Below are 17,064 nucleotides of genomic sequence, written 5' to 3'. Positions count from 1 at the left end.
CTTATGTACAAAGTTGTATTTTTCGATGTTGACGGTACGTTATTAAGTGAGATTGATAGAAGCATGCACGAAAGTACAAAAGAAGCGATACGAAGGTTAATAGATAAAGGAATTCACGTAGTTGTTACAACTGGAAGACCGTATAGTTTATGCTCACAATTTAAGGAACTAGGTATAAATACGTTTATTTCAGCAAATGGTGCACATATAAAATGTGGGAAAGAAGTTATACATAAATCAGTACTTTCAAGCGAAATCGTTCATGATATTTCAAATTTTGCTGAATTACATGGTCACAGTGTTTCTTACTTTACAGAAGAATTTGCAATGAATAATATTGCTTCCAAAGATGAACGTGTCATGCGAGCGTTAAATGAAACTTTAAATTTAGAGCGGTATCCTGACAAAGTTAGAAACTTATCAGATGAGATGTATTGCATATGTCTGTATGCTGATGATACAGAAGCTCAAAAATTCATTGAAAGATATCCAGCACTTACGTTTGAGCGTTTTCATGGTTACGTTATAAATGTATTGGAAGATAGTAAAGTATCGAAGCTAACTGCAATTCAAAAAGTATTGGAACATTTAAACATTAGTAAATTAGAAGCCATTGCTTTTGGCGATGGTGGAAATGATATTGAGATGTTGCAGTATGTAGGATTAGGAGTTGCGATGGGAAATGGTGGAGAGGAGTTGAAGAGAAGGGCTGATTTCGTTACAACGAAGGCGAGTGAAGGCGGAATTTCTTATGCCTTAAAGAAGTTGCGAATTATTTAAAACTAATAGTTAGTCAGTGTGAAAAATCCTGTTTTAATAATGGCTTTTGTTAATATGTATACTGTTTTAGGGAATTATTTGAGCTCTCCTACTTACAATTTAACTGCAGAACAAATCCTTTATTTTCGCTTAGCAGGGCTGTTTGGTATGTTGCTGTCACCACTTGCAGGTCTTTTAACAAAGAGGTTTGAAGTAAGGAAAGTTCTTCAAGGAGGATTGTTGATTGTTATTTTTAGTCTAAGTTCAATGGGCTTTGTTTCGGATCTATCTCTACTTGTAATGATGAGTGTCTGTTTTGTAATAGGTATTGCTATATCCGTTCCGTCTTTAGTTTCTCTTGGAGGTCAATTAGGAGGGAAAGCAAGGGGAATATACTTTTATTTTATTTTTAGGTACTAGTATAGGACCTATCATTTCTATTTATCTTATGAAAATAGGAGGTTATGCTCAAACATTTATTTTATTAGGAATGATACTTTTTATTGGTTTTGTAGCTAATTAATGAATGAGTGGAAAATCACTCAAATAAAGGAATGCGAGGATCTTTCATATGCTCGCATAATAAAATATGAATTTGTCCACGATGATGATAAAAGTGTGCAACGATTTCAAGTAACCATTCAAAGCGCGAATAAGAAATCCCCCAATAGGCAGTCATAACTTCTGCTAATTCTATTTGGGAGTAGGAAAGAAATGTTTTAGAGAGAAGGTTGTATCCTTCAATCATCGTTTGTTGCATGTGAGCAACTGTTACGGGTGTATGTTCTATATAAAAGGTATGTAATTCTTTTTCTGAAATACCATTTAAAATGAGTAAATCAGCATGACAAATAAGAGAAAGATGTGCACACATTTCAAATAATGATCGTTTTGAGTGAATCGGTTGTATTTTTAAATCGTTTTCACTATATTGGTTAAGCATATAAATAGAAGTATCAATAGCAACTTTTAGTTGATGCAATGCAGATTGAACAAACATTGTAATTCTCCTCGTCTCCGTATATAATAGTTTCTTGAGGATATTATATCATACTCAAAATTCCGAAAATTCTAGTAGTTTGACTAGCATAATGAAAAGTATTATATTGTAAAAGGTCATATGAAACGTGAAATAGAATGGAATGCAATTATTGAGTTAGGAGTTAGACCAATGAGTTTGAAATATGGAAGAGATACAATTGTAGAAATTGACTTAAATGCTGTAAAACATAATGTAAAAGAATTTAAAAAACATGTAAATGATGAAGAAATTAAGATGATGGCTGCTGTAAAAGCGAATGGGTATGGCCATGGGGCAGTTGAAGTTGCCAAAGCTGCAATTGAAGCGGGAATACATCAACTTGCAGTTGCATTTGTAGATGAAGCAATAGAATTAAGAGAAGCAGGAATTACTGTACCAATTTTAATTTTAGGATACACACCAGTAGCGGCTGTAGAAGATGTAATTCAATATGACGTTATGATGACTGTTTATAGAGTAGAAGATTTACATGGTATAAATGAAATTGCAAACCGTCTTCAAAAGAAAGTACAAATTCAAGTGAAAATTGATACAGGAATGAGTCGTATCGGTTTACAAGAAGAAGAAGTTAAACCATTTTTAGAAGAATTAAACCGTATGGAGTATGTAGAGGTAGTAGGGATATTTACGCATTACTCTACGGCAGATGAAATCGATAAATCATATACGAATATGCAAACAAGTTTATTTGAAAAGGCTGTTAATACAGCGAAAGAATTAGGAATTCAAATACCATATATTCATAGTTCAAATAGTGCGGGATCAATGGAATTAAGTAACACATTTCAAAATATGGTACGCGTTGGAATAGGAGTGTACGGTATGTATCCATCAAAAGAAGTGGATCATTCAGTCGTTTCTTTACAGCCTGCGTTGTCGTTAAAATCAAAAGTAGCTCATATTAAACATGCGAAGAAGAATCGTGGTGTAAGTTATGGGAATACGTATGTAACAACTGGTGAAGAATGGATTGCGACTGTACCAATTGGTTATGCTGATGGTTATAATCGTCAATTATCTAATAAAGGCTATGCGTTAATTAACGGGGTTCGAGTACCTGTTATTGGCCGTGTTTGTATGGATCAGTTAATGTTGGATGTTTCAAAAGCGATGCCAGTACAAGTAGGAGACGAAGTAGTATTCTACGGTAAACAAGGTGAAGAAAATATCGCAGTAGAAGAAATAGCGGATATGTTAGGTACAATAAACTATGAAGTTACATGTATGCTAGATAGAAGAATTCCGCGTGTCTATAAAGAAAATGACGAAACAACTGCAATTGTAAATATATTAAGAAAAAACTGAATCATTTCGATTCAGTTTTTTTATTTTTTTATTCATATCAAATGCGAATATACCCTCGTTATGTAATACGGAGTAAACTTTGCGAAACACACTTTTTAGTTCAACTAAATTAAACTATCACCGGCAGAGATGACCAGTCCCGCAACAAAGATCTAATATACGAGAGTAGGGAAGAGCATCTTGTAAAACGAGGCTGGATAGGAGTATTCAACAAAATGTCCCCAATGTTTATTATAGATGTCTGCTAAAATATCATAATTAGAATAAATTGTTTTTTTAACATATGTATTCACCTAAAAATTAATTAAATTATAATAGTCATGCCTCGTGTTAATTTCAAAACCACATTGTGTATATAGTTTTAAAGCGTGGATATTTTTCGTTTCGACGTCTAACTCAATTGTTGAAACTCCTTCTGTAATAAGAGTATGTACTATATTACAAAGAATATCTTTTCCGTATCCTTTACCTTGATAAGAAGGATGAACGGCGAATCCTGATAGTGTAGTAGATTGCTCTTGTTTAGAAACTGTAATTGTTCCTATCACTTTTCCAGCAATAAGGGCACTGTAAACTTGATGGGAAGATGAATTCATCATTTTTTGTAACCATGTAGCCGTATTTTCTACTGAATCACCAAAAGCTTTACTAGAAATTTCAATAAGATCAAGAAGTGATTCTGAAGGTGCAAGAGTAAGCTGTATATTATTATCTGTTGTTTTTTGAATTTCGTTTGTTTTGAACTCCATACTATATTCACTATATAAATATGGTAACTTCATATGTTTTACAAATTCATTCCCAGAAATAGAATCCCCATTAATAATAAGAAGAGCTTCATCTGTCTCTCTATTTTGTATTTCTTTCATTGCAGTTTGTAAAAGGATAGTTCCGAAACGTTGTTTTCTAAAATGAGGATGTACAAAGCCTATTAGTTCAAGCTTTGTTGGTCTTTCGAAATCATACATATTTAAAGCGCCAATTAATTGAGTACCGTTATAAAGAAGAAAATCGTTTATATAATCTTCATTTCGATTTTTTAAAAAGTTGATATGTAAATCTGAAGAGTAATCAAGATTGTCTTGTTGCCCACAAATATAAGCCAAATCCTTCATTTGCTGTATTTCACTTTCTGTTACAGAATGCTTTTTCTGAATATCCATTGTATACTCCCTCTCATTCGTATTTAAAAATAGGATGGGTGACTTAACCATTTTTTTAATTCCACATTACCTTGCACAGATAACAGTCGGTATAAATAACGATAAGGCTGTCTATATTCTTCTAAGTGAGGAATAGACATAATTGTTTCGTAACCACTTTTAAAGGCATGTGCTTCTTTTTCGGTAAGTACATATTCTAGTCCGATAAAATCAAGTTCTCGCGGAGCAACAGCGTAAGCTTCACTATCTACTAAACCCGTAATAGTTGTACCGTCAGATAAAAATTGAGTAGGATCCATATCAATTAAGACGAGTGTAGATTCCTTTGGTACGGACAGGGAAGAAAGTTGTGATTCAAAGGTAGGGAATGCATTTTTTATGCTTTCATCATCGGAATAAAACATATTCACAAGCTCTTTACTCACGTTTAAAATATGTGATTGGAATTCATCTAGTGGAACTTGGAACGTGCCTGACGGATTTCCTATGAAATCGGCTTTAAATTTATGTATTTCTGCAAGTCCTTTTCCTAGGCTGAATAAAATAGAATCTGGTTGCTCGATAAAAGATTGAACTGTGTTACCTACTAACTTTTCGACCACCACAAATTCACGGCTATTTAAAACATGTTTTTCTAATATTGTTGGGATAGGAAGATTCGTATGTTCTTGCAGCAATGTATGTACAGTTTCTAAATGATGGACGTTCCTTGGATCAATTCCAAATAGATTTTTACATCCCCACCAAAAATCATTATTTGGTTCTTCATTCATTTTAGAAGCACGAACGATAACTTCTGTATCTTCTGTTTGAACGAGAAAAACATCACTTGCATGATCTTCATAACCTGGGTGCAAGGCTTGAACGGATAGAATAGGTGAATTGAATAGTTGTTGTAACATGAAAAGACTCCTTTTTCTGTAAATTCCATAAATTCATTATATAACAGATGATGTGTTATGAGGATAAAGATAAAAAGATAGACAGCATACTAACATTTATAGTGAAAACTCATTAAAAATATTATATTTCTCTATTTTTGTATGAATTGTCTAAAAATAATGGTGGTAATACTTGAATGTAAGACTCGTATCTTTAAATCTATGAAGAGTAAAAGTAAAATTAAGCATTCATTTATAAGATTGTGAATCACAATAATGTAGACTATAGAAAATATTTCTCAATAATAAAATGAAGAGAAAAGCATGAAGAAGTAGAATGCATTCATTTATAATAGACTTAAATTAATTAATATAATTAATTGTTAATTTTATTATATTAATTGGATAGGAGAGAATGTTATGGCAAATGTACTCGTAATAAATTTTCCTGGGGAAGGTCATATTAATCCGACTTTAGCTGTTGTAAGTGAGTTAATTCAGCGAGGGGAAACAGTTGTTTCTTATTGTATTGAAGATTATAGAAAGAAGGTTGAAGCAACAGGTGCGGAATTCCGAGTGTTTGAGAATTTTCTCTCTCAAATTAATATTATGGAACGAGTAAATGAAGGTGGGAGCCCTTTGACGATGCTATCTCATATGATTGAAGCATCAGAGCGTATTGTTACTCAAATTGTAGAAGAAACAAAAGAGGAAAAATATGATTATTTAATATACGATAATCATTTTCCAGTAGGACGTATTATAGCGAATATTTTACAATTACCAAGCGTTTCATCCTGTACAACGTTTGCTGTTAATCAGTACATTAATTTTCATGATGAGCAAGAATCGAGACAAGTAGATGAAATGGATCCATTATATCAATCTTGTTTAGCGGGAATGGAAAGATGGAATAAGCAGTATGGAATGAAATGTAATAGTATGTATGATATTATGAACCATCCTGGTGATATTACGATTGTATATACTTCAAAAGAATATCAGCCACGTTCAGAGGTATTTGATGAATCGTATAAATTTGTAGGTCCATCAATTGCTACTCGAAAAGAAGTGGGGAGTTTTCCTACCGAAGATTTAAAAAATGAAAAAGTGATTTTCATTTCTATGGGAACAGTTTTTAATGAACAACCTGCTTTGTATGAAAAATGTTTTGAAGCGTTTAAAGATGTTGATGCGACAGTAGTATTAGTCGTTGGTAAGAAGATAAATATAAGTCAATTTGAAAATATCCCGAAAAACTTTAAGTTGTATAATTATGTCCCGCAATTAGAAGTTTTACAGCATGCTGATGTATTCGTGACACATGGTGGTATGAATAGTTCGAGTGAAGCGTTATATTACGGTGTTCCATTAGTTGTAATTCCGGTAACAGGAGATCAGCCATTCGTTGCAAAACGATTGACTGAAGTAGGGGCAGGAATAAGACTTAATCGCAACGAGTTAACTTCTGAATTGTTACGTGAGACTGTAAAGAAAGTAATGGATGATGTGACGTTTAAGGAGAATAGTCGTAAAGTGGGAGAGTCGCTTAGAAATGCCGGTGGATATCAAAGGGCAGTTGAGGAAATATTTAAATTAAAAATGAAGCCGTACGTAAAGATTAAATAGATGTTAAAAACACACTTACTTTTAATTTGTAAGTGTGTTTTTAGTATTACGCGTTACATGTGTTACATAAAAATAGCGATAAAGGAGAAACTTTTGTGTATATAAATCGATACCTTTGAATTAGTAGTAAAATTACGTTAAAATAATACTAAGAAAATATATAAGTTTTGGGGGTAATGAATGAAGAAAGTATTTGAATACGTATTATTAACAATTGGCTCAATTATAGTAGCAGGTTCATTAGAGCTTATTTTAGCACCTAATGGATTAGTAGATGGCGGGGTAACGGCTATTGCTATTATGGCAAATAAAGTTGCAGGATTGCCGCTTTATGGTGTGTTCTTAGGAATTAATATCCCAATTTTATTATTTACTGCAAAAGTAATGGGAAAGAAATTTTTTATCCGTACATCTTATGCGAATGTAGTTACAACACTCGGATTAATTTATTTAAAACCATTTCCAGCAATTACGACTTCTGAGTTATTAATTGTACTTTATGGTGGAGTACTGTTTGGAATTGGTGTTGGGATTGTTGTTAAAATGGGTGGAGCAATTGACGGTTCGGAAATGTTAGCAGTTTGGATGAATAAACACTTTAATGTACCGATTAGTACATTTTTACTTGCAGTAAATGCAGTTATTTTCATCTTTGTTGCCATTTTATTTTCAATCGAACAAGCGATGTTCTCATTAGCAATTTTCTATATTGTTACGAAGATGATTGATTTTATATTAGATGGTATTAATCAAGGTAAGAGCGTTATGATTATTTCTGGTAAGAATAAAGAAATAGGCGATTTACTTATGAAAGAATTGCAACTATCTGTTACGTATCTACATGGAGAAGGTGGTTTTTTAGGGGAGCATAAGAGAATCATTTATTGCATTACAAACCGATTCATTTATCCGAAAATGAAAGATCTCGTTCTCTCTGTAGATCCAGCCGCTATAATCGAAGCTTCCTATTCAACAGAAACGACTGGTGTGAAACGTCCGGGAAGGAAAGCTAGGTCAGGTGAATAACTAGAAGAAGGCTGTCCAAAAAGTTATTTTGGAACAGCCTTCTTTTTTATTTTGTTGAATTGTTAACATGTTACAAATTAAATCCACTGTTAAAAAGTTTCCTTGCAACTAGGAAACCAAGCGTCTTTTAATAATGTAGCCAACGTTTCAATTTTATTTTCTGGAATACTACCAAAGCCGAGTAATACGTATGATTCCTTACGTAAATCATTCACGAAATCATATGGAGAAAGTGGGTATAATTTAACGCTTTGTTTTTTAGCGGATTCAATCAGTTCATTTTCATTCATACTGTTATGGACACATAAAACAATATGAAGTCCGGACTGTTCGCCAAGAATTTGAACATTAGCCCCCATTTCTTTCATAATGGATTTTACTAACGCATGATGTTTTCTTTTATATAGTGTACGACTCCGATTAAGGTGACGTTCCCAATTCCCGCTTTGTATAAAGTTAGCAAAAGCAAGTTGTTGTATTGTAGCGACTGTTTGTTTGAAAATTCCATGCAGTTCTTGATACGTTTTTAAAAGGTGTGGTGGTAAAACAACATATCCCATTCGTAAAGAAGGTAAAAAAGATTTTGAGAAAGTTCCCATATAAATAACGCGTTTATTTGAATCAAGACTTTGTAAAGAAGGAATCGGCTTACCAGCGTAGCGAAACTCTCCGTCATAGTCATCTTCAATAATGTATCCGCTGCAATCATTAGCCCACTTTAACAATTCTAATCTTCTAGATAAAGGCATAATAATCCCGAGTGGAAATTGGTGTGATGGTGTAACGTATGCGACATTGGAATTTGTATTGTATAAACTAGAAATATCAATACCTTTTTCATCCAATGGTATGGGATGAATTTGTCTATCACAGCTTTTAATGATTGCGTGTATACGGTGAAATCCAGGGTTTTCAATGCCGTATTCTTTTGTAGGACCAAGCAGTTGAAGTAGTAGCCAGAGAAGTGGCTGCGTTCCGGCGCCAATCACAATTTGATCAGGTGAAGAATGGACACCGCGAGAATGATATAAATATGTTGATATATGCTCTCGAAGAGCGAATTCACCTTGAGGGTCTTCTTTGGCAAATAGTGCATTTTCGTATGTAAGTATGGATTCTTGTAATGCTCGTTTCCAATTTGTAATCGGAAATGCATTTTGATCAATAAGTCCTTGGCTACAATCATATTCAAATTTTTCGTCTATCAAATTGCTCGTCTTCTTTGCTGCATTTCGCTTTTTATTTGGGATAACGTCAATATCGAAATTTGCTACAAAAATACCACGTTTCGGTTTACTTTCTACATAACCTTCAGCTAATAATTGTTGATAAGCTGATTCAACAGTAATGCGGCTAATATTAAGTTGTGATGCTAAATTTCTGTGTGAGGGTAGACGTGTGCCAACAGAAATAGTCCCTTGTATAATTTCAGCTTTTATATATTCGTAAATTTGCAAGTAAATAGGTGTGTTACTTTGTAATTGCAATGGGATAGTAAAATCCATATAAAACTCTCCTTTAAAACTGGCCTTATAAAAAACACTTAAACTGTCACTTAAGTGAAGGGCAGTTACTTTCTATAATAATGATATAACATTTAGAAAATTAAATAAATAGTTAGAGGAGAGTTAAAAATGAATGTTAAAGAAGTAGTAACAGAAGAGCAATTACATGAAGTATTACCTGTTTTACAGCAATTAAGAACGAAACTTTCAAAAGAGGAAACAAGCTCTTTATTTCGAAAAATGAAAGAAGAAGATTATAAACTATTTTCGCTGTGTAATGAGAATGATGAAGTTGTTAGTCTTGCAGGTGTAGCAATTTGTACGAACTTTTATAATAAGAAACACGTTTTCGTATATGACCTTGTAACAGCAGAAGCACATCGTTCAAAAAGACATGGGAAAGTATTACTTTCGTATATAGAGAACTGGGGAAAGGAAAACGAATGTGAGTCTATCGTCCTCACGTCAGCATTTTCAAGAATTGATGCTCATCGTTTTTATGAAAGAGAAGGGTATGATAAGGTGAGTTATTCTTTTCATAAAGAATTATAAATAATAATAAGAAGAAGTTGTCCCGCAAAAGTTGGGAACAACTTCTTCTTATTTATTAAGTTATTATTGAACCGTAAATAGGTTGTAAGTTATGGTATATGTATTTGAAAAGGTTATATAGTGTATTTTGTCGAATTGTTTTAATTTAATAAAGAGAATGATTGGAGCGGCTTATACTTGAAAAAAATAAAGAAACTATCAATCCCTAATGATGCTAGAGTTATTGTCATATCTGATATTCATGGAGAATTAAATCTTTTAAAAGAAGCACTACATAAAGTTAACTTTAAAGATGAAGATTATTTAATTATTAATGGAGATCTTTGCGAGAAAGGACGAGATAGCGTAGGCGTAGTAAACTACGTTATGAATCTTGTAAAGAACAATTCAAAGGTTCACGTTGTTGAAGGGAATTGTGAAGTTTTAGTTGATGCTCTTCTAAATGAAAATCCTGGTCTTATTAATTATTTATGTACGAGGAAGCATTCAATTTTTAATGAATGGCTAGAGCAATTGGTTTTTTCAGTTCATGAGGGCACTTCAATTCGTGAAGTGAAAGAAGCATTGTTAAGTGAATTTTCACAAGAACTATATTGGCTAACAGAGTTGCCAACAGCGATTGAAACAGAAGATTATATTTTTGTGCATGCCGGTCTAGAAGATAGAGTAGATTGGAAAGAAACTGAGCGCAAAAATGCGATAGCAATGCCGGAGTTTTTCAATCAATCACATAAAGCAAATAAGTATGTAATAGTCGGTCATTGGCCTGTCGTGAACTATTCTGAAGAAGCACCGTCTAATAATCCAGTTATTGATAAGGAGAAAAAAATTATTGCAATTGATGGAGGAAATGCAATTAAAGAAGCAGGACAATTAAACGTATTTATTATTCAGAGGAAACAAACGGGCGATACGTTTTCTTATACATATGTAGACTATTTTCCAGAGTACGAAGTAATAGCGGATTTTAATGCGAATTCAGAAATGCAGGGCGGAGTGACATATCCGTATTATTACATAGAGCCTATCGAGAAGATGCAAGATTACACCGTATGTAAACAAAAGGAAACGAATAATGTGCTCACTGTAAAAAATGAATATATGAAACAACTTAAGTCAGGTGAATATACAGTGAAAACCGATATTTCTTGTGCGCAAATAAGCGTTAGGAAGGGAGATATCGTTTCTCTCATTGATGATAGCTGTTCAGGATATGATTTAATTAAAAAAGATGGCGTAGAGGGTTGGATAGAGAAAGGGATTTTAGTTGAGATAGAAAAAGTGAAAAATAAAACATTAAGCTGAAATAGGAGGGATATAACCTCCTATTTTTTTAAAGGAGTAGATTGCTTGCTGTCTTTAATAAGTAAATAAATCGTACTCGGCAGAATGATAAGCGTCATTCCTAAAAGAATTGCTAGTATGCCATAACCTCTATAGGGAGCAGAAACGATAAAAGGAAGTATCGCTAAAAAAATACCTGCTATCATCATTGAAATACTACTAATATTTGAAGCTCTTTTTTCAAGGTGCTTATCATTCCATTCTAATGAAACGGTTGATTTAGTCGTATCAATTTTGGAACTGAAATAACCTATTAATATAAATAAAAGCCCTAATGCTAAAAATATGAAATGATCAAGAGGAAGTGAAAAGCCAAGAGCGATGAGGGCGATGACAATATCGACAAAAAATAAGAATAGTAACATTGTGTTGCCGATCCAATGGAGAAATTTCTGGTTACTCGCTGCTTTAGATAAAGCTAAAAATACAAAGAATAAGAAGGAACATATAATTATATTTACGATTACAAAAGTGCTTTTATCCATTGTTGATGTAGGCGTTCCATTAAAGTCCCATTTCGTAACAATATTTGATGGTAAGAAGAAATATAGAATAATATTTGTCGTAACAATAGTGAGAAATAAAGCAATACTAAATCGATTCTTCACTGAATCACCAGCTTTCTAAATCAATAATTGGTATCTAATAACAAAATTATACAATATAATAAATGATATTAGTTTTGATTTTTCTGAAAAAATATTATAATTATATATGAAATAAAGAGGAATGCAGGAGGGAATTATGCAAAACGTTGTATTAATGGGGAAGAAAGTTACAATTCGTACAATAGAAGAATCAGATATAAAAACATTATGGAATCTCGTGTTTAAAGAAGAAAATCCAGAATGGAAAAAATGGGATGCACCGTATTTTCCGTTTTCAATGCAAGAATACTCTTCCTATAAAGAGAAGATGCAAACTCGTTTGCAAGAAGAACCACTGTCAAATTTAATTATAGAAAATAACGGTCAAATTATAGGGACGGTCGGATTTTATTGGGAGCATAAACCGACGCGTTGGTTGGAGATGGGAATTGTTATTTATAATCCAACTTACTGGAATGGTGGCTACGGTACAGAAGCGTTAACGTTATATCGAGATTTATTATTTGAAAAGATGGAAATTGGTAGAGTAGGGCTCACGACTTGGTCTGGTAATGAACGAATGATGAAAGTAGCGGAGAAAATAGGAATGAGCTTAGAAGGTAGAATGCGAAAGTGTCGTTATTATAACGGAACATACTATGATTCTATTCGAATGGGCATGATTCGTGAAGAATGGGAAGCGCTATGTGTAACGAAGGGGTGAGAAAGATTGTACGCTATTATTGCTACATTTGATCGTGTGTTTACTAATAAAATTACAGAACTGCAAAATGAATTAACAAATGTAATTGGAACAAATCAACTAGCTGGAGTAGAACCTCATATAACGATTGCGGATTATAATGAGTTAGATGTTCATTTGTATACTGAGAAACTAGGGGAGTTTGTAGCTATTCAAGAAAATATGGACGCAGTAACTTTTCCTTCTGTTGGAATTTTTCCTACTAATGGAACGGTCTTTCTAGCGCCGACCGTTACCGATGAATTGTTAAAACTTCATTATTCTTATCATGATTATTTTAAAACTTTTCATGACAACCCAAATTCATATTACGTACCGGGAAAATGGGTTCCGCATTGTACAATTGCAAATAGATTACATACAAAGCAGTTTTTAAGTGTAATGGAATATATTTATGGAAAGTTTGATTTTGCAACAGCTTCAATTGAGAAATTAAAATTAATTAAGGTGAATTATGAAAATGGTTTTGCCGTTTCTTCTAGTATATTAGCAGAATATAATTTAAAGAGAATGGAGACATCGAGATGACATATATAATTAGAGAAATGAAGCAAGAAGACATTCATGCTGTACAATCAGTAGCAAAAATAGCTTGGCATGATACATATGAAGGCATTATTCCGAGAGAAATTCAAGATAGTTTTTTAGACGAGGCATATTCTGATGAAAAAATGAAATATCGTCTTAAAAATACACATTTATTCGTTGCGGAAGAAGAGGGTGAAGTAATAGGGTTTGCGAACTTTTCACCTGTTAGACTACAAAACGAAGCGGAATTAGGTGCGATTTATTTGTTGCCAGATCAGCAAGGAAAAGGGATCGGAAGTGCTTTATTACAAAAAGGAATTAAAGCATTAAATGGGATACGGAAGTTGTACATACATGTAGAAGCTGCAAATGAAAAAGGAAAACGCTTTTATGAAGCGAAAGGTTTTGCTGAATTAGAGCAATTTGAAGAAGACTTTGAAGGACATATGATGCAGACAGTAAGGATGGTTTTATACGTATAAGGAGGACTAGTAATGAAAATTTTTGATTTTAGTGAAAAAGTAGGAAAGCACCTATCAGTATTTCAATCTAATTTCATCATGTCGAAAATAGTAAACCATCGAGGGAATATACATATCGGTGCTATGCATTTACACGAGAATGGAATCATCGGTAATCATGAAGCAGTTGTATCTCAACTGCTTCTTATTGTGAAAGGAGCAGGATATGTATGTGGGGTAAATAAAGAAAAGATAAATATAGAGGCGGGACAAGCTGTGTTTTGGGAAAAGGGAGAGCTCCATGAAACAAGTACAGAACACGGATTAACAGCAATTGTTATGGAAGCGGAGAATCTTGAACAAGCGATAGTAATGCCTATTATTCAAGGGGAGTTGTAAAAATGATAATTAAGGCGAATCAAGAAGATACCAATGAAATATTAAAATGTGCCGCTCAATCGCTTTTTGAAGGGACGAGAGGCAATTGTCAATTAAGTACCGAGAAAGCGATTGAAATTACAAAGCCGATTGTAGAAAAAGGAGCATACTATTTAATCGTTAAAGAAAAAAATAAAGTAATGGGATGGATATTGATAGGGGAAAATACAGACTATTTTTCTCGTGAAAAACTTGGATTTATATATGAATTGTACGTTTTCCCAGAATATCGCGGGAGAGGATTATCGCGAGAACTGATGGAAGCTGGTATTAAGGAATTAAAGGAGAAGTATTTAGAAATTCGGTTGAATGTATTTGCTGGGAATTTTGCAAAAGAGATGTACGAAGAGTTTGGGTTTGTTGAAAGGCAGGTAATTATGACTTTGAAGTGAGTAGAATAGTCTGAATGAGAGAAGAGAAAATAATGATTTAGTGGCTACTTTATCGCTGGAATTTAAAGCGATAAAGTATAAAATAGATGGTTTGCCTTTATTATATAGTCGATTTATAGAGTGTGCTTAAAAAACAAATAAATTAGTATTATACAATATATCGTTATTATAGTAAAAGAGAAATTTTGGAAAAATATCATTTTTTTGTTTAGAAATTTTTAAATTATTGATATAATCAATTTGTAGAATTGATTATTGGTTAATTTTACTATTTTTTAATTTTAAGGGGGATTTAATAATGGCAGGACAAATTCGTATGTCACCAGAGGAGCTTAAATCGAAAGCGACTCGATATGGACAAGGTGCAAATCAAATTGAGGACATTTTACGTCAACTACAAAACTTACAAAATGAATTAAGAGGAGAATGGGAAGGTCGTGCTTTCGAAGGTTTTGACCAACAGTTCAATCAATTAAAGCCAAAAGTACAAAACTTCGCACAGCTATTACAAGAAATTAATATGCAGCTTAATAAAACTGCAGAAGCTGTTGCTAGACATGACGAAGATCTTTCTCGTAATTTCGGTCTACAATAAGACAGATAAAAAGAAATATATAATTTAGCCATGCAACCATACGTTGTATGGCTAAATTACTTTAAAACTAGAGTAAGATACGAAGTCTTTCATCAGATAGACTCGCAGTCGCAGGAGTGATAAGTAGTGAAAAAGTTCAAATGGAGCATCTTGTTGTTTATTATTTTAGCTCTTGTACTATCGACAGGGGTCTCCTATTTAGCATTAAATCAAAATGTTAAGAAAGCTAATGAGAATACTACACCAAAAATGACAGTTGCGTTGGTAAATGAAGATCAGGGCACTGTATTTGAGGGCAATAAAATAGCGTTTGGAGATCAATTTGTTAAAAATGTAAATAAAAATACGAAACAAGAATGGTACGTAGTTAGTCGCGGGGTAGCGGAAAATGGATTAAAAAATAATAATTACAATATGATGATTGTTATTCCAAATGATTTTTCTAGGAAGGCAGTTGCGATTGATTCAGAGATTCCAGAGAAATTAACGTTAAACTACAAAGTAAATGCAACTGGGAATAAGGATTTGAAAGCTGAGGCAGAAAATACAGCTTCTGTTATTTTAGAAGATTTCAATAAGCAAATAATCGACGTTTATTTTGCGAGTATTATCGGTAAGCTACAAGGTGCACAAGATAATATAGGTAAAATAATTGAAAAAGGAAACGTTCAAACAACTATGTATAAAAAAGATATACATAGTCCGTTAGCAAATTACACAAATCAATTTAAAACAGTACAGGATTATACAGGTGTTTCTGTTAATAGTTTCAAAGGATTTCAGGATGTTTTAAAAGGTTTCGGTCAAGCATTAGATGAAGGGAATAAATCTAACAGTACGTATTTAGATGGTTTTAATAACTTTCAAAAAATGCAAACTGATAACAATTTGTTAGCGAATAATTTCACAAATCAATTCAATCAATATATGAATGATATGAATACAGGCGATGCTTTAAAGCAATTAAGTGCATTGGAATCCGCTAATAAAATTATTTCAAATCAATTTACGTTTTCAGAGAAAGAACCGAATATTTTAACTGATGCTGCAGCGATTCAAAAATATTTAGCAGATGTAAAAAAACAAGTGTCTGAATATGATACAGAACTTGCAGGAAAGTTAGAAAGTGATATTCAAGAGACGGTAATTAAGAAGTTAAAGCAATCTATGTCGAATGATGGAAAGCAAGAAATCTTTATAAATACATTAATGAAACAACCAGATGCTCGAATAAAGAAACAAATCGAGAATTTAATTGCGAAATTACCTAGTTTAAACATGGAAGAAATCGGTCAAAGTGATTTGCCAGATACAACGAAATTACAACTGCAAAATGTAATTCAATTTACAAAAAAATATAATAAAGAAAATAATTTTTATTATGATCCTGTAAATAAAATATCTTTAGGAAACGCTATTAAAGAAGTAAAGGATAGACTTTATACAGAGGGAATTACATTTAGTGATACTGCGAAAGTAATTAAAATGGAATCTGCACAAACTTTGAAGATAAGTATTCCAGAAGAATTTAAACTAGATGGAAGTACAGGATTCTTACATATTGATGGTGAGGATCGTACAAGTGATTTTCTTCAAAGCGAAGCAGGAGAAATTACAATAGCTCCTCGTAATGAAGGGGATATAAAGATTGATCTGCATGTGAAGTTAAAAGATCCAAACATCAATATAGATGTTTTCTCTCCTGTAATGTGGCAGTGGGAATTGAGTGGGACTCATAAAAAAGAAACTAGTCCTGAAAAAGAAAAACCTAACAAAGAAGATAAAGGAACACAAACGGAAAATAGCAAGGTGGAAAATGTGGTTCATAAATCACAGTATGGCATAATGCCGTTAGTACACAATGCTAAAAAACCTATTATCAAAAAAATGGAAAACACAACAGGCAATAATGAAGGAAGCCAAGGAGGCGGAACAGGGAAAGATAACGGAACTGGAGGAAACCCAGGAGGCGGAACGGGAACAGATAACGGAACTGGAGGAAACCCAGGAGGCGGAACGGGAACAGACAACGGAACCGGAGGAAACCCAGGAGGCGGAACGGGGAAAGATAACGGAACCGGAGGAAACCCAGGA

General features: G+C 33.1%; 19 protein-coding genes and 1 pseudogene. 14 read left to right on the top strand and 6 right to left on the bottom strand.

The window, feature by feature from the left end:
• The first annotated feature begins 3 nt into the window (after positions 1-3).
• Both AB6801_RS01995 and AB6801_RS01990 read left to right on the top strand, forming a co-directional pair.
• On the top strand, positions 4-780 hold the full coding sequence (locus AB6801_RS01995) for a Cof-type HAD-IIB family hydrolase (RefSeq protein WP_000278964.1): 777 nt from the start codon (positions 4-6) through the stop codon (positions 778-780).
• Positions 781-819: 39 nt separating this feature from the next.
• Positions 820-1,179: an MFS transporter gene (locus AB6801_RS01990; RefSeq protein WP_003284084.1), complete on the top strand. Its 360-nt coding sequence runs from the start codon at positions 820-822 to the stop codon at positions 1,177-1,179.
• Between the two features lie 118 nt (positions 1,180-1,297).
• Here the strand turns inward: AB6801_RS01990 and AB6801_RS01985 are convergent, their stop codons facing one another.
• Entirely contained in the window at positions 1,298-1,759 is a 462-nt protein-coding gene (locus AB6801_RS01985; protein ID WP_000498002.1) for a DinB family protein, read from the bottom strand.
• A gap of 171 nt (positions 1,760-1,930) precedes the next feature.
• Between AB6801_RS01985 and alr the strand changes: the two genes are divergently transcribed.
• A complete protein-coding gene (gene alr, locus AB6801_RS01980; RefSeq protein ID WP_001987589.1) occupies positions 1,931-3,106 on the top strand; it encodes an alanine racemase in 1,176 nt (391 codons plus the stop codon).
• Positions 3,107-3,136: 30 nt separating this feature from the next.
• Here alr and AB6801_RS01975 read toward each other — a convergent pair.
• From AB6801_RS01975 to AB6801_RS01965, 3 genes and pseudogenes are all read right to left on the bottom strand, one after another.
• Positions 3,137-3,399: pseudogene (locus AB6801_RS01975) on the bottom strand (class I SAM-dependent methyltransferase); the annotation flags it as partial.
• Positions 3,400-4,269, bottom strand: coding sequence for a GNAT family N-acetyltransferase (locus AB6801_RS01970; RefSeq protein ID WP_097999045.1), 870 nt, complete (start codon positions 4,267-4,269; stop codon positions 3,400-3,402).
• 23 nt (positions 4,270-4,292) lie between these two features.
• Entirely contained in the window at positions 4,293-5,171 is an 879-nt protein-coding gene (locus AB6801_RS01965) for a nitrate reductase (protein ID WP_000941374.1), read from the bottom strand.
• A 399-nt stretch (positions 5,172-5,570) separates the two neighbouring features.
• Here AB6801_RS01965 and AB6801_RS01960 point away from each other — a divergent pair, with 399 nt between their 5' ends.
• Together AB6801_RS01960 and AB6801_RS01955 are read left to right on the top strand one after the other, a co-directional pair.
• The gene (locus AB6801_RS01960; RefSeq protein ID WP_000024492.1) at positions 5,571-6,779 is read left to right on the top strand and encodes a macrolide family glycosyltransferase; all 1,209 of its coding nucleotides are present in this window, start codon (positions 5,571-5,573) and stop codon (positions 6,777-6,779) included.
• 180 nt (positions 6,780-6,959) lie between these two features.
• Complete coding sequence (locus AB6801_RS01955) at positions 6,960-7,805, top strand: YitT family protein (protein WP_000755125.1); 846 nt, start codon at positions 6,960-6,962, stop codon at positions 7,803-7,805.
• 89 nt (positions 7,806-7,894) lie between these two features.
• Here the strand turns inward: AB6801_RS01955 and pdxR are convergent, their stop codons facing one another.
• Positions 7,895-9,310 (bottom strand): MocR-like pyridoxine biosynthesis transcription factor PdxR, encoded by a 1,416-nt coding sequence (pdxR, locus tag AB6801_RS01950; RefSeq protein ID WP_097999046.1) that lies wholly within the window; start codon positions 9,308-9,310, stop codon positions 7,895-7,897.
• 129 nt (positions 9,311-9,439) lie between these two features.
• Here pdxR and AB6801_RS01945 point away from each other — a divergent pair, with 129 nt between their 5' ends.
• Together AB6801_RS01945 and AB6801_RS01940 are read left to right on the top strand one after the other, a co-directional pair.
• Positions 9,440-9,862: a GNAT family N-acetyltransferase gene (locus tag AB6801_RS01945; RefSeq protein ID WP_001101115.1), complete on the top strand. Its 423-nt coding sequence runs from the start codon at positions 9,440-9,442 to the stop codon at positions 9,860-9,862.
• A gap of 177 nt (positions 9,863-10,039) precedes the next feature.
• Positions 10,040-11,167 carry a metallophosphoesterase gene (locus AB6801_RS01940; protein WP_000721388.1) on the top strand — a complete coding sequence of 376 codons (1,128 nt, stop codon included), beginning with the start codon at positions 10,040-10,042 and terminating at the stop codon, positions 11,165-11,167.
• Positions 11,168-11,187: 20 nt separating this feature from the next.
• On the opposite strand, the gene AB6801_RS01935 is transcribed toward AB6801_RS01940, so the two are convergent.
• Complete coding sequence (locus tag AB6801_RS01935) at positions 11,188-11,814, bottom strand: DUF1648 domain-containing protein (protein ID WP_000797172.1); 627 nt, start codon at positions 11,812-11,814, stop codon at positions 11,188-11,190.
• A gap of 136 nt (positions 11,815-11,950) precedes the next feature.
• Here AB6801_RS01935 and AB6801_RS01930 point away from each other — a divergent pair, with 136 nt between their 5' ends.
• From AB6801_RS01930 to esaA, 7 genes are all read left to right on the top strand, one after another.
• A complete protein-coding gene (locus AB6801_RS01930; RefSeq protein WP_001181863.1) occupies positions 11,951-12,517 on the top strand; it encodes a GNAT family N-acetyltransferase in 567 nt (188 codons plus the stop codon).
• A 6-nt stretch (positions 12,518-12,523) separates the two neighbouring features.
• Entirely contained in the window at positions 12,524-13,084 is a 561-nt protein-coding gene (locus AB6801_RS01925; protein ID WP_000270887.1) for a 2'-5' RNA ligase family protein, read from the top strand.
• Entirely contained in the window at positions 13,081-13,566 is a 486-nt protein-coding gene (locus AB6801_RS01920; RefSeq protein WP_000221048.1) for a GNAT family N-acetyltransferase, read from the top strand. Before AB6801_RS01925 ends, AB6801_RS01920 begins: the two co-directional genes overlap by 4 nt.
• 12 nt (positions 13,567-13,578) lie before the next feature.
• A complete protein-coding gene (locus AB6801_RS01915; protein ID WP_000688083.1) occupies positions 13,579-13,944 on the top strand; it encodes a hypothetical protein in 366 nt (121 codons plus the stop codon).
• 2 nt (positions 13,945-13,946) lie between these two features.
• A complete protein-coding gene (locus tag AB6801_RS01910) occupies positions 13,947-14,375 on the top strand; it encodes a GNAT family N-acetyltransferase (RefSeq protein ID WP_000584232.1) in 429 nt (142 codons plus the stop codon).
• Positions 14,376-14,673: 298 nt separating this feature from the next.
• On the top strand, positions 14,674-14,970 hold the full coding sequence (locus AB6801_RS01905) for a WXG100 family type VII secretion target (protein ID WP_000918601.1): 297 nt from the start codon (positions 14,674-14,676) through the stop codon (positions 14,968-14,970).
• A 126-nt stretch (positions 14,971-15,096) separates the two neighbouring features.
• Positions 15,097-17,064: type VII secretion protein EsaA (gene esaA / locus AB6801_RS01900; protein WP_370941027.1), on the top strand; the 1,968-nt coding region annotated here is incomplete at its 3' end.

The organism is Bacillus sp. RCC_6_1 (assembly GCF_041360755.1).
Classification (GTDB): Bacteria; Bacillota; Bacilli; order Bacillales; family Bacillaceae_G; genus Bacillus_A; species Bacillus_A cereus.
The sequence above is the reverse complement of the archived record's forward strand: the minus strand, read 5'-3'. Positions and strand labels throughout refer to the sequence as shown.